Source organism: Corynebacterium sp. LK26, from assembly GCF_014335085.1.
GTDB lineage: Bacteria > Actinomycetota > Actinomycetes > Mycobacteriales > Mycobacteriaceae > Corynebacterium > Corynebacterium jeikeium_D.
In genome coordinates this window covers 79,000-91,148 of record NZ_PDHB01000016.1, presented here as the reverse complement: position 1 = coordinate 91,148, position 12,149 = coordinate 79,000, and the positions used below count along the sequence as shown (strand labels likewise).

11 protein-coding genes and 1 other RNA gene are annotated in these 12,149 nt (G+C 58.0%); 6 read left to right on the top strand and 6 right to left on the bottom strand.

All coding sequences use genetic code 11. The features are described from left to right. Positions 1 to 15 precede the first annotated feature (15 nt). Together CRD13_RS08745 and CRD13_RS08740 are read left to right on the top strand one after the other, a co-directional pair. Positions 16 to 597, top strand: coding sequence for a PPA1309 family protein (locus tag CRD13_RS08745; RefSeq protein ID WP_049180920.1), 582 nt, complete (start codon positions 16 to 18; stop codon positions 595 to 597). A 267-nt stretch (positions 598 to 864) separates the two neighbouring features. Then, positions 865 to 1,704 carry a GDSL-type esterase/lipase family protein gene (locus tag CRD13_RS08740; RefSeq protein WP_038626297.1) on the top strand — a complete coding sequence of 280 codons (840 nt, stop codon included), beginning with the start codon at positions 865 to 867 and terminating at the stop codon, positions 1,702 to 1,704. Positions 1,705 to 2,077: 373 nt separating this feature from the next. On the opposite strand, the gene ssrA is transcribed toward CRD13_RS08740, so the two are convergent. Beyond that, positions 2,078 to 2,462, bottom strand: a transfer-messenger RNA (tmRNA) gene (gene ssrA / locus CRD13_RS08735). A gap of 359 nt (positions 2,463 to 2,821) precedes the next feature. Here ssrA and CRD13_RS08730 point away from each other — a divergent pair. Then, positions 2,822 to 3,217: a DUF3887 domain-containing protein gene (locus CRD13_RS08730; protein ID WP_160313711.1), complete on the top strand. Its 396-nt coding sequence runs from the start codon at positions 2,822 to 2,824 to the stop codon at positions 3,215 to 3,217. A 28-nt stretch (positions 3,218 to 3,245) separates the two neighbouring features. On the opposite strand, the gene smpB is transcribed toward CRD13_RS08730, so the two are convergent. Beyond that, positions 3,246 to 3,749 (bottom strand): SsrA-binding protein SmpB, encoded by a 504-nt coding sequence (smpB, locus tag CRD13_RS08725; protein WP_038626299.1) that lies wholly within the window; start codon positions 3,747 to 3,749, stop codon positions 3,246 to 3,248. 178 nt (positions 3,750 to 3,927) lie between these two features. On the opposite strand from smpB, the gene CRD13_RS08720 reads away from it, so the two are divergent. From CRD13_RS08720 to CRD13_RS08710, 3 genes are all read left to right on the top strand, one after another. Beyond that, the gene (locus CRD13_RS08720; protein WP_080985600.1) at positions 3,928 to 5,571 is read left to right on the top strand and encodes an AbgT family transporter; all 1,644 of its coding nucleotides are present in this window, start codon (positions 3,928 to 3,930) and stop codon (positions 5,569 to 5,571) included. 163 nt (positions 5,572 to 5,734) lie between these two features. Beyond that, positions 5,735 to 6,502 carry a S9 family peptidase gene (locus CRD13_RS08715; protein WP_049193066.1) on the top strand — a complete coding sequence of 256 codons (768 nt, stop codon included), beginning with the start codon at positions 5,735 to 5,737 and terminating at the stop codon, positions 6,500 to 6,502. A 20-nt stretch (positions 6,503 to 6,522) separates the two neighbouring features. Beyond that, positions 6,523 to 7,503: a cation diffusion facilitator family transporter gene (locus CRD13_RS08710; RefSeq protein ID WP_070429940.1), complete on the top strand. Its 981-nt coding sequence runs from the start codon at positions 6,523 to 6,525 to the stop codon at positions 7,501 to 7,503. Between the two features lie 29 nt (positions 7,504 to 7,532). Here the strand turns inward: CRD13_RS08710 and CRD13_RS08705 are convergent, their stop codons facing one another. The 4 genes from CRD13_RS08705 to CRD13_RS11100 all read right to left on the bottom strand — a co-directional run bounded on the left by CRD13_RS08705 (position 7,533) and on the right by CRD13_RS11100 (position 12,005). Beyond that, positions 7,533 to 9,362 carry an ABC-F family ATP-binding cassette domain-containing protein gene (locus CRD13_RS08705; RefSeq protein ID WP_048759872.1) on the bottom strand — a complete coding sequence of 610 codons (1,830 nt, stop codon included), beginning with the start codon at positions 9,360 to 9,362 and terminating at the stop codon, positions 7,533 to 7,535. Then, positions 9,346 to 9,861, bottom strand: coding sequence for an NUDIX hydrolase (locus CRD13_RS08700; protein ID WP_070429942.1), 516 nt, complete (start codon positions 9,859 to 9,861; stop codon positions 9,346 to 9,348). Before CRD13_RS08700 ends, CRD13_RS08705 begins: the two co-directional genes overlap by 17 nt. A 33-nt stretch (positions 9,862 to 9,894) precedes the next feature. After that, positions 9,895 to 10,800 carry a 16S rRNA (adenine(1518)-N(6)/adenine(1519)-N(6))-dimethyltransferase RsmA gene (gene rsmA, locus CRD13_RS08695; protein WP_070595362.1) on the bottom strand — a complete coding sequence of 302 codons (906 nt, stop codon included), beginning with the start codon at positions 10,798 to 10,800 and terminating at the stop codon, positions 9,895 to 9,897. 65 nt (positions 10,801 to 10,865) lie between these two features. Further along, the gene (locus tag CRD13_RS11100) at positions 10,866 to 12,005 is read right to left on the bottom strand and encodes a resuscitation-promoting factor (protein WP_070595360.1); all 1,140 of its coding nucleotides are present in this window, start codon (positions 12,003 to 12,005) and stop codon (positions 10,866 to 10,868) included. Positions 12,006 to 12,149 lie beyond the last annotated feature (144 nt).

The following is a 12,149-nucleotide window of genomic DNA, read 5'->3' as shown; positions in this document are numbered from 1 at the left end:
GCGTCGTCAAGCGTCATGAGCGAAAACAACGGCACACAGACTCATCTCAGCCAGCAGGCACTCAATCGCGCCGTGCGCGAGGCTGTCGAATACGTCCACGCCGAAGGTTGGGACCGTGCTCCGAGTCTCTTCGCCCTCGTCCCCACCGCCGCGCTTGCCGACGTGCTTGCCGACGAGCTGATTGACAGCGCCCCGCTGACTGTCGTTGCGCAGGAGCCTCTCCCCGAGGGAATTGAAGGTGGTAGCCCTGAGTTGGCGGACTTTATCGCTCGAACATCGTGGCCGGCAGGTGTCGTCGGTGCCGTGTTAGCGCAGGAAATTATAGTCCTTTCCCCGGAGCAGGCGGACAGTTTTGAGGGAGCATCCGTAGACGAGGTGCGGGCACAGGCGGATGGCGAGGCGGCTCGTCAGGCACGTCTTTTCAGTGGCGTTATCAGTGAGGGGCCACACCTAACGCTGATTCAGCCACGCCCCACGGAAGCGGAGCTGGATGAGCGTGGTCCCTTCGCTGAAGATGAGATTGAACTAAAGGATGGTTCTGGGGTAGCCGATGGTGTCATCGCTGCGCTGTATTCCACGTTCGGAAGTAACTCATAAATCCACCTACCAGCGATAAGAGACAGACAAGAGACATTAAGAGCGCCGAATATCCTTATAACTAGCTGATTCCGGTTGACATCAGGACTAGAACCTAGTTGTATAACAAAGTGATAAAGGCGCGTCTCTAAGTATCCGCTCAGGGTTCTGTCGGACTGGGTTCTGTTGGACTCGGATTCTTCCAGGGACGGGCGAATGTGGCGAAGAAATCGCGAGTGTAGCGCGAGTTTTTCCTTCTATTGGTTTTCAACTAAGAGGTTTTTAATTATGAAGAACAACGTTGTTCGCCGTGCAGCAGCCTCGGCAGCTGCAGCTTCTGCGCTGGCAGCCTCCCTCCTGACTGGTGGTGTTGCCAACGCTCTTCCTACTGGTAACTACGTTGCCTTCGGCGATTCCTTCGCTGCTAACCCGGGCCAGTCCGATCCGGCCGTGCCGGGCCGTGGTGGCTGCCCAATTTCGGTTTCGAACATCGGCTCTCACGTTGCTCGCGAGACTGGCCTTGAACTGCACGACTACTCCTGCAACGGCACTACCGCTTTCATGCCGACTCAGCCGCAGAAGTCCCTGATGGGCCAGGTTGACAACGCTATCGCTCAGGGCTCCCTCGGCCCGGCTACCCAGCTGGTGACCATCTACGTTGGCGCCAATGACGCAATGCAGGGCGCTGTGCTGCCAATGCCGGTTCAGGATGACCTGTACACCACCAACGTTGTTGCCGCGGTGCAGAAAATCAAGGCCGCTAACCCAACTGCTCGCGTCATGCTGATTGGCTACCCAGCTTTCACCTCGAATGACCCGACTCACTACGCCTGCCCGGTCAACGCCGCAGGTTTTGCACCGCACATTCCGGCTGCCGGCATGCACCAGTTTGAGATGGCTCTGCAGAACCGTCAGGAGCGCGCTGCAAATGAGTCCGGCATCGGTTTCGTCAACATGAAGAACATTGCCAACATCGATGTCGCAATGTGCGGCCCGGACGGTGAGCGTCAAGTCTCGGCAATTCTGGATACTGACGTTGCTTCCTACAACATGACCAACCACCCGACCTTCCACGGTTCGGCAGTTACTGGCACCACCATCGCCAACGTCTACAAGAGCACCTTCTAAGGTTGCCCGACGCCGCTCAGGCGTTTTGGAATGTAAAAACCCTCGGTCCCGCTTTGAAAAGTGTGGTCGAGGGTTTTGCTATCCCTTGCGCTGCGGGCTCCAGTTTTTACACTTTCGCTTCCGCCACGTCCGCTTCTGCAGTGACCTTAACGCGTTCTCTTCCCTTCAGCGCGCGGAGGGCGTAGAGAATTGTTGCTAGGTCGATAACCTCCTGCAGTAGTGCAATAATCTTCTGGTACTGCGAATCTGCCGCCGACTTGGAGGCTTGGATCCGAATTGTCTGCGTTCCATTGACGGATGATGGGAAAAGCGACTACACGATATAAAAAATATAAAAGCAAAATCCCCGGCCGTAATGACCGGGGATTTTAATCTGTGGAGCTGCCGAGAATTGAACTCGGGTCCACCGCCAACTCGCCAGGGCTTCTCCGTGCGCAGTTCGCACGATCGCCTCTACTCGACCCTTCGGCTCAGGCAAACATGTCCGAATGACGGGCCCAGCCGCAAGTAAGAAGATCCCCGATGAGCCTTACGGCGCACCCATCGGGCGAGCCCTTTTAAGTCGATGCCAGGGTCCGGACCAAAGGGCAAGCCCGGTCTGACAGACACGCTAGTCGCTTAATTAGGCAGCGAGAGCGTAGTCGCGCTGAGTGTTCTCGGCGCTTAATCAGTTGCTACGACGCTTAAACGGTGGTCTCTAGCCTGCACCGGCACGCTTCCCCTGGCTCACTGTACGGTGTCGAAACCATGTCAGCCCCATACAATGCCTTCGAGCACGGGAAAGTGCGTTGCGCTCAAAGGATGTTCAAGAATAACGCTTTACGACGGGAAAAGTCAACAAGCTTCGCCGCAAGGCTCCGCCCCCCCCCCACCCGAATGTCAACCCCGGATTGACACTGGCGTCAACCAATGGTTGACTGCAGTCATGGATCCATTGACGACAATCCGTCACCGACTGCAAGCAACGAACATTGCCGAACAAGAACTTGAAGATGCCGTGGCGCAGGCTCGCGCAGCGGGCCATTCATGGGCAGAGATTGGAAATGCACTCAATATCTCCCGGCAAGCGGCATTCAAGCGGTTCGGAAGTGTCCAAAACCCCGTTTCAGGAGAATTGATGACTGCCACAAAAACTACACATATCGCCGAGCTCGGCGAAAAATTCCTTCGCCACATCATCAACGGCGAAGAAGCAGAAACCGTAAGCATGATTTCCCCAAAGCTCCGGAAGGATCTCCCCTGGTCCACTATCTACTCTGTCTGGGAAGATGTTCTCGCCGAGACTGGGGCGTTCGAATCTTTCGACGACACCCAAGTCACCAGCCTCGGGGGAACCAGGACTAAGGAACCGACCTCGCAGAAACTCCTGTCGAAGATTCTCGGCACAAGTCTCGTCATCACCACCCTCAAACATGAGGCTGGCGAATGGATGGCTCGAGTTGCCTTTGACCGTCACGAAAACGTCATTGGCCTACTCATCCTCCCAGTCGATGCGACTGAGTTCCCCTTCTAAAAAGGGTTTCTTCTAATGAAGACCTCTTCTACCCCTTGATGCCCTTCACACGACGGCCCAGCGCACGAGTAGCTTCGCGCTCCTCCGTGCGGCGCTTGATGTCCTGGCGCTTGTCATAATCCTGCTTACCGCGGGCGAGTGCGAGCTCGACCTTCAAGCGGCCGTCGGTGAAATACAGCTTCAGGGGTACAAGCGTGTTGTTGCCATCGCGGACCTTGCCCCACAGGGTGTCAATCTCCTTGCGGTGCAACAACAGCTTGCGCGAGCGACGCGGTGAGTGATTAGTCCACGAACCGTAGGAGTACTCCGGGATATGCAGCCCGCGGAGCCACACTTCGCCGTCGTCGATGGTCGCGAAGGCGTCGTTAAGCGATGCTTTGCCCTCGCGCAGCGCCTTGACCTCAGTGCCCACGAGAACGACACCGCATTCGTAGGTGTCCAGAATGTTGTAGTCATGGCGGGCACGACGATTGGTGGCCACCACCGCGTTGTTGGCGCTGACCTTTTCTTTCTTCGACTTCTTCTTGCCCATAACCTGATTAACTCTAGTCGAAGAAGGTGCACTACAGCTATTCCCTAGCTATTCCCTTAACTTTCCCTTATGCGCCTGCTCGCACCCGACATACATATGCCTCTGGCCTTTTACGTTGTGACGCAACTTACTTTCCCCTAACCTTTTACCAACGTCTAACACAGAGGGATTTATATATATGGGACAGTCAAAAACGTTGGAACCGGACAAAGCGCCACCGAAGCCAAAGGGGTTCCTAGCAACACTGGAACGTATCGGCAACGCACTGCCAAATCCATTTTGGCTATTCGTGATTCTTGCCGGTGTAGTCATCGTTTCTTCGTGGCTCGGTGAGGCTGCGGGTATGCAGGCCAAGGATCCCGCGTCGGGTGACATCATCGAGGTGGAAAGCCTTGCTACCGCAGAGTACCTGCAAAAGATGGTTTCTGAGGCGGTAACGAACTTCACGGACTTCGCACCAGTTGGCCTGATTCTGGTGTGCATGCTCGGTGTCGCAATTGCGGAGTACTCCGGTTACATCGGCTCGGCAATCCGCGCGGCAATTTCCAAGGTGCACTCCCCTGTCCTGCTGACATTCATTGTTGCACTGGCCGGCGTAACTGGTTCGATCGCTTCTGATGCCGTCTACGTGATTCTCATTCCGCTGGGTGCCGCCTCATTCGCCGCAGTTGGTCGTAACCCCATTGTCGGTGCGATGGTCGCCTTTGCCGCCTCGTCAGCCGGGTTCAATTCGTCGCTGGTGCTCAACATCACCGATGTACTGCTGGCGGGTATCTCCACGCATGCGGCGCACTTCGTGGATCCGGAATACGTGGTTTCACCTCTGGCCAACTACTTCTTCACCATGGCTTCGTCCATTGTGCTGGCTCTGATTATTACCGCCGTTACTGAACTGTTTATTACCAAGCACGTGGAGAAGACCGTCCACGACGACCACATTGACCACGATGCCGCGGAATTCACCAAACCGGGCGCTTCGGAGGAAGCTGCCGAGGAAAACGCCAAGAAGGAGGAGCGGAACACCGCATCTAGCAGCTCCAGCAATGGCCGCGACAAGCTAATCCTCAACGATGCCGAACGACGTGGCCTCCGCTACGGCAACATCGCCGCTGTCATCTTCCTGGCGCTTTGGTTCGCTGCCCTGTTCATCCCGGGTTCGCCTCTGCGCGGCGAAGGCGACGGCATCTTGAATTCCGTGCTGCTTACCGACGTCGTGGTGTCCATTGCCGTCTTCTTCGCAGTGGTCGGCATTGCGTACGGCATCGGTGCCAAAACCATCACCTCCTCTGCAGACGTGCCCGCCTTCATGGAACGTGGCCTGGGTACACTGACCACAATGATGGTGCTCTTCTTCGCCGTCTCGCAGTTCACGGCCTACTTCAAGTGGTCCAATATCGGTCAGTGGACCGCTATCAAGGGCTCCGAATTCCTGACCAAGGCGGATCTGCCGCCGCTGTTGCTCTTTGCTGCCTTCGTCCTGATGGTGGCTGTTCTCAACCTGCTGATTACCTCGGGCTCCGCACAGTGGGCTCTGATGGCGCCGGTCGTTGTGCCGATGCTGATGTACGTCAACGTCTCCCCAGAGGTCTCCCAGCAGCTATTCCGTATTGGTGACTCCCCGACCAACATCATTACACCGATGTCTCCGTACTTCGCGCTGGCGCTGACTTTCCTGCAGAAGTACTACAAGCCTGCGGGTGTCGGCACGCTGATGTCGCTGGCCATCCCGTACTCGCTGTGCATGATGGTGGGCTGGTTCCTATTCTTTGTCGTGTGGTACCTCGCGGGCATTCCGCTGGGGCCAGGGGTTCCGGTGCGTTAACTCACAGCCACTAGGAGATTGAGGGATTGGTCGAATTTTTCGCCCAATCCCTCACTTATTTGTGGCACCCGGGCTTAATATTGCGTACGGTCGCCACCACAATGGGCGTCGTAAAGCGAAAACGTACACACATTGAGCACACACTGAGACGCGGATATAACCTATGCCAACAAAGCACCTAAAATTTACGGGATCGACCGGCGAGACTCTGGCTGCATCAATTGATTTGCCGGACGGTCAGCCACGCGCGTGGGCGCTATTTGGTCATTGCTTCACGTGTAATCGGATGGTGCCCGGCGCGTCACGCACCTGTAAGGCGCTGGCGAAGAAGGGCATTGCGGCATTCCGGTTCGACTTCACTGGCCTCGGGCAGTCCACTGGTGATTTCGGTGAGACGACGTTCCAGACCAACATCGATGATCTTAAGGCCGCCTACGAGTTCATGGAGGCAGAATTTGAGGCCCCCGCGCTACTGATTGGGCACTCGCTCGGTGGTGCAGCGGCGCTGAACGCCGGCCACGATATGCCGAAGGTCAAGGCGGTTGCGACAATCGGTGCACCCTTCGATCCGGCACACTCGATTGTGCGCATCGCCGGTGACATTTCGACGGTCGATGAGCACGGCACGCAGGTTCTGCAGATTGAAGGTCGTGGCATTCCCATCTCCCGTGAGTTCTTGGAAGTGTTGGCGGACTACAACCCGGAGGTTTATCTCAGCCAGCTGCGCAAGCCGCTGCTTATTCTGCATTCCCCGACCGACCAGACTGTTGGTATCGATAGCGCCCAGAAGATTTTCCAGGTATCTCGCTATCCAAAATCTCTGATGAGCTTGGATCGCGCGGACCACTTGCTCACTCGCGCTAAGTCCGCCGCGCGCGCTGCTGACCTGATTTATGCGTGGGCGGATAGCTATCTTCCGGAGGCTGAATAACCCTGTTACCATTAGGGGTTATGGACACGACTGAACACTCTGGCCACTCGCACGGCCACGGTCACTCACACGGTCATTCACACGGTCACGGTCATGACCACGCTCATTTTGACCCCGCGAATACTCCTGCCCGTCGCCTGCTCGTGGCTGCGGGTCTGACTCTTGTCGTATTTCTCGCCGAGCTCATCGGTGGCTTGGTTTCGGGTTCGCTGGCGTTGCTGGCAGATGCCGGCCATATGGTGACGGACTCCGCGGGCCTGCTTATGGCAGTTGCCGGTTTGGCTATCGCCCAGCGCGGTGCGAATCACCGCGCGACGTACGGGTACCGTCGTGTTGAGGTTCTGACTGCTCTTATCAACGGTCTGACAGTTTTCATCATTGCCGCTGTGATTCTCTGGGGCGCAATCCGGCGTTTTGGCTCCCCAGAACAATCGGAAATTCAGACCACGTCGATGCTCATCATCGCGGTCATCGGCCTGCTCACCAATGTTATTGCGGCCTTTCTGCTCGCGGGGGCTGCCAAGGAAAGCGTCAACGTCCGCGGTGCGTATCTGCATGTGCTTGTCGACGCCGCTGGTTCGGTTGCCGTCATTATCTCCGCTATCGCTATCGCATACACCGGCTGGACTGCCATCGACTCTGTGGTCTCCATCGTGATTGCGCTCTTCATCGTCCCCCGAGCCGCCGTTCTGGTGCGCGACTGTCTCCACGTGTTGCTGGAGTACACCCCGAAGGGCGTCGACACTGAGAAAATCACTGCTGACCTGTCCGGCCTAGAGGGAGTGGTCGATGTCCACGATCTCCACGTCTGGTCCCTCAACGGCAGCGACCTGCTGGCATCTGTTCACCTCGTGCGCTGTGACACGCTCCCCAACGGCGACGAGCACGCATTGCTCGACCGTGCGCAGGCACTGCTTCACGACGTCCACGGGATTGAACACGCCACGGTGCAAATTGAAAGAACCGGGCACGCTGACCACGAGTACCCGGCTCATACCTAGGGTGCTCGGCTAGTAGCTGAAGTGAGGTGCTAGCCCTCGAGCTGCTCCCCCAGCTCCAGCCACTCCATCTCCAGCTCTGACTTCTGCTCAGCCACCTCACCTGCCTGGCGATCCAGATCCGCAAGTTTCTGGGTATCCAGATTGGCTACGTCAGCGCTTGCCTCCGCCATCTGCGCGTGCAGTTCACTTTCCTGCTGACTCAGCTTCGCCATCTTCCGCTCCAGGGCACTCATCTTCTTTTGCAGAGCATGAGCCTGTGCGGCCGAGAGCTTAGGTTCCTCCGCCGCTGAATCCTCACCACGAGCCTGTGTGCGACCGGCACTTGATTGAGAGGTACCGCCGCTAGCGGCCGAGTCAGCCAGCTGCGCGCGGCGCTCCAGGTACTGACCAATCCCGCCAGGCAGGTTCGTCAGCTCGCCGTCGCCGAAGAGGGCCCAAGTCGAATCGGCGATACGCTCAATTAAATAGCGGTCGTGCGAGATGACCACCAACGTGCCCGGCCAATTGTCCAGCAGGTCTTCCAGCTCCTGCAACGTGTCAATGTCCAGGTCATTCGTCGGCTCGTCGAGCAGTAGGAAGTTCGGCTCGCTCATCAACACACGTGTCAGTTGTAGGCGACGGCGCTCACCACCGGAAAGGTCTGCGATTGGGGTGCGCTGCCGCTTCGGGGAAAAACCCAATCGCTCGGCCAACTGCGAGGCGCTAATCTGCTTTTTGCCCAGGTCAATGTAGGTCGCTACATCCTCCACGGCATCGAGCACGCGCATATCCAGCGGCAGATCATCGAGCTCCTGTCGCAGCCAGCCCAGGCGCACCGTCTTGCCCTCAATCCGCTTGCCATCGCTTAAGGGGTAGTCTCCCGCCAAAGCACGCAACAAAGTGGTCTTACCCGAACCGTTGACACCGACCAGGCCAATGCGCTCGCCGGGGGCCAGACGCCACGTGACGTCGTTAAGCAATTCCCTACCGTCGGGCGTTTCCAGGGACGCATGCTCTAGCTCCACGACCACCTTGCCCTGTCGACGCTGCGAAAACGCCATCAACTCCACGGAATCACGCGGCGCCGGGACATCGGCGATGAGAGCCTCAGCTGCTTCGATGCGGTAGCGAGGCTTTGAGGTGCGGGCCGGCGCACCCCGGCGCAACCACGCGAGTTCCTTACGCGCAAGGTTCTGGCGACGCTGCTCGGCGGCATCGGCTTGGCGCGCACGCTCGGCACGCGCGAACGTCCAGTCGTTGTAACCGCCATCGTAAAAATCGACGGTGCCGTCGTGGACTTCCCACGTCTTCGTGGCAACGGTATCCAGGAACCAACGATCGTGCGTGACGACGACCAGGGCTGCCCGGCGCGAAAGGACATGATCGGCCAACCACTGCACACCCTCAATATCGAGGTGGTTCGTTGGCTCATCGAGAATGAGCAGATCCAGATCTCGGACCAGCGCGGCCGCCAGGTTAACGCGACGGCGCTCACCACCGGAGAGATTGGCGACCTTGGTATCCATACCGAGGTCATTGATACCGATGCCATCGAGGACCTCGCGGATGGAAGCGTTACCCGCCCACTCGTGTTCAGCGAGTCCCAGCGGTGCAATGACGCACTCAAACACGGTGGAATTCGGGTCGAGCTCGGCGCCCTGGGTGACATGCGCCATGGCCATGTCGTTGGCTCGCGAAATACGTCCGGAGTCCGCTGGCTCCACGCCTGCCAGAATCTTCAGCAGTGTGGACTTGCCGCCACCGTTCAAACCGACAACACCGATGCGGTCGCCCTCTTGAACACCGAGGCTGACGCCGTCGAGCAGAGTCTTGAGCCCGAAGGACTTAGAAATATTCTCGCAATTAATCAGATTCGCCATGATGAGTATTTATTGTGCCCCATTCGACGTTGCCAAGCACACGCCGAACATACCAAGCCACCGGCAGCTCCTCGAACTGCTCTCGGGTTACCCATTTAAATTCCGGATGCTCGCCGCTGAGCTGGACATTCTGCGTGTCGTCGGCCTCGCGTACTAGAAAGGTCACCGTGTGGAAGCGGAAATTCTCCCCGCCCAAGTCCGGATTGGAATAGTGGGCAAATTCGCTGACCTCCGCTGCGCGCAAGCCGGCCTCTTCACGCAGTTCGCGCACAGCGGCCTCCACGGGCTCCTCCCCCGCGTCTAGCTTGCCACCAGGCAAATCCCACTGGCCCCCGAGGAAGCCCTCGTATTCACGCAGCAGAAGCAGCAAACGGTCACCGCGGAAAACTATGCAGTTGCACACCCAGCCGTCGTCGTCAGGCCAGAACTTAGTCCAAGCCAGGCTGCGCGGTTCGCGCCGGCCGATCTCGGCCCTACTGGGGGTGTCATCACGGTGCATGGGGGAAAGATCGCCTGTCCTTTATTAAAAGCGCTAGTCTCGTGAGACCTCAGCGAGGCGAACGAAATCGGCAATTTCGAGCTTCTCTCCTCGCTGCTTGGGGTCAATCCCCGCTGCCATAAGCGCTTCTTCGGCTGCGGCACCAGATCCGTAAATCCCCGATAGGGCCGCACGGAGGGTCTTGCGGCGTTGCGCAAAAGCAGCGTCGATAAGCGGGAAAAGGCGCGCGCGAAATTGCGGCGAAATCTCCCACGGAGCCTCGGGGGCATCGGCGGCATTGGGGTTCTCAGGAGCGTCGGAGCGGGCGTAGCAGTCAATGCGCACAAGCCCGGAATCAACCTTCGGGACCGGCCAAAAGACGTGCGGACCAATGGCACCGGCGCGACGCACTGTGCCGTAGTAGGCGGCCTTGACGCTGGGGACGCCGTAAATCTTGGAGCCCGGCTGAGCCGCCAGCCGGTCAGCGACCTCAGACTGCACCATCACGAGCACGCGGCGGATGGTGGGGAGCTCGGCAAGCATGTGCAGCAGCACCGGTACAGAAACGTTGTATGGCAGATTGGCCACCAGCGCATCTGGGGCGGTCCGAAAGTCCTCGCGACTGACTTTCAACGCATCTTTCTCAATGAGCTCTAGCGCGCAGCCGTCAGCGCGCTCAGCGACTGTCTGGGGCAAACGCTCCGCCAACCGAGAATCGATTTCAACAGCCGCGGCGCGGCCGCAGTGTTCGAGCAGCCCGAGGGTCAGCGAGCCCAAGCCGGGGCCGACCTCAACAGGGTAGGAATCCTCCGGCAAGTCCGCCGCAGCGACAATTCGACGCACGGTGTTGGCGTCGTGGACGAAGTTCTGCCCCAATTTCTTCGTCGGGACAATATCCAACTGCGCCGCCAAGTCGCGCACTTCGACCGGCCCCAGGAAAGAAACTTCTGCTTTAGTCACAGTTAGATACTACGGGGTCAAAAGACAAAATAGGTTTAGCTCGTTTTGGCTAGTCTGAACTAGCTTTAACGAAGCCCCATGGAAGCGGTGCAAGCGGGCCATGCACCCCAACCCTGACCAGCCTGGACGCGCTCGGCGACAGCGATCTGCTGCTCGCGGGAAGCCTGCGATGCACGCGGTGCATACTCAGTACCGCCGTAAGCTGCCCAGGTGGAATCGGTGAACTGTAGACCACCGGAGAAACCGTTACCGGTATCGATAGCCCAGTCGCCGCCGGACTCACACTGAGCCAGCTGATCCCACACACCGTAGCCAGCGGCCGGAGCTGCAATGCGAGACTTAGTGCCCTGGCGGATAGTGGAGATACCCGGAGCCTTTAGCTCCTTTTCTTCCAGGACCTCGCGTCCAAGCTCTTCGCCGTCGCGAGAGGTGACCTTGACCTGACGCTCTACCTGGCCCGGCTCACCCTCCTGCTCAACGATGCGCTCGTCTTCGAACATCGAATCATCTTCAATGATGTTCTCGTGAGCTGGAATTTCCTCAGTCTCGGTGATGGTCTTATCAATCAGACGAGACAGCGCGATGCGCATGCCTTCAGTGACCGGCGCATCCAGACCCGGCTCAACGGTGTCGTCTTCACGCAGCTCAATGCCACGCTGTGCCAGTACATCACCGACGGTCAAAGCCGGGACGGTCAGGTCGATGTCCTTGGCATCGTCGTGAAGCACAATATTCTTGGCACGAACGACGTCGAGTTCGACCCCCTTAGCGGAAATCTCGCCCTTTTCGACCTCGACCTTGTCCTTATCGGAGATGAGCCCCTGCTTCTTCAGACCTTCAATCAGCTCATCGGTAGTGATGGCATTGGTCTTGTGCTCCTGCGGCTTGCCATCGACAATCATCGTGACCGGCTTGGCAGAGCGGTAGACCAGCTTGCCGCCGTCCGTGAGGTCGCCCTGACGCTGAACCAGGTCTCCGCCGGTGGTTTCGACACCAGCCTTCTCTAGAATGGCCTTGTCATCCTTGGACCAGGTTGCAATTTGCTCGACCTTGCCGTCAATTTCGACGGTGATGGTGTCGTAGTTGGATGCTGCGACAGTGCCACCCAGAGCAACAGCAGCGACCAGACCGCCAGCAGCGATCTTGGACGAAGTGGAGACTCCGTCGTTAGCACGATTGAGATGACGCTTCTTCGCAGCACTCACGGGGTTCGTCACAGCCTTTCGGAGGATGGGCAGCTATCAGATGAAAGAAATACAGTTTGTAACAGTACGGTAAAGATTCAGTGTTGTCTAAAATATATCGATAAAAGTGACGGGAAATACAACAAACCGCCCCGGCTGCATTTC

What these genes read in the sequence shown, in the direction of transcription:
- CRD13_RS08745 (WP_049180920.1), top strand. Translation starts at nt 16, where the DNA reads ATGAGCGAAAACAACGGCACACAGACTCATCTCAGCCAGCAGGCACTC.
- CRD13_RS08740 (WP_038626297.1), top strand. Translation starts at nt 865, where the DNA reads ATGAAGAACAACGTTGTTCGCCGTGCAGCAGCCTCGGCAGCTGCAGCT.
- CRD13_RS08730 (WP_160313711.1), top strand. Translation starts at nt 2,822, where the DNA reads ATGACTGCCACAAAAACTACACATATCGCCGAGCTCGGCGAAAAATTC.
- smpB (WP_038626299.1), bottom strand. Translation starts at nt 3,749, where the DNA reads ATGGGCAAGAAGAAGTCGAAGAAAGAAAAGGTCAGCGCCAACAACGCG.
- CRD13_RS08720 (WP_080985600.1), top strand. Translation starts at nt 3,928, where the DNA reads ATGGGACAGTCAAAAACGTTGGAACCGGACAAAGCGCCACCGAAGCCA.
- CRD13_RS08715 (WP_049193066.1), top strand. Translation starts at nt 5,735, where the DNA reads ATGCCAACAAAGCACCTAAAATTTACGGGATCGACCGGCGAGACTCTG.
- CRD13_RS08710 (WP_070429940.1), top strand. Translation starts at nt 6,523, where the DNA reads ATGGACACGACTGAACACTCTGGCCACTCGCACGGCCACGGTCACTCA.
- CRD13_RS08705 (WP_048759872.1), bottom strand. Translation starts at nt 9,362, where the DNA reads ATGGCGAATCTGATTAATTGCGAGAATATTTCTAAGTCCTTCGGGCTC.
- CRD13_RS08700 (WP_070429942.1), bottom strand. Translation starts at nt 9,861, where the DNA reads ATGCACCGTGATGACACCCCCAGTAGGGCCGAGATCGGCCGGCGCGAA.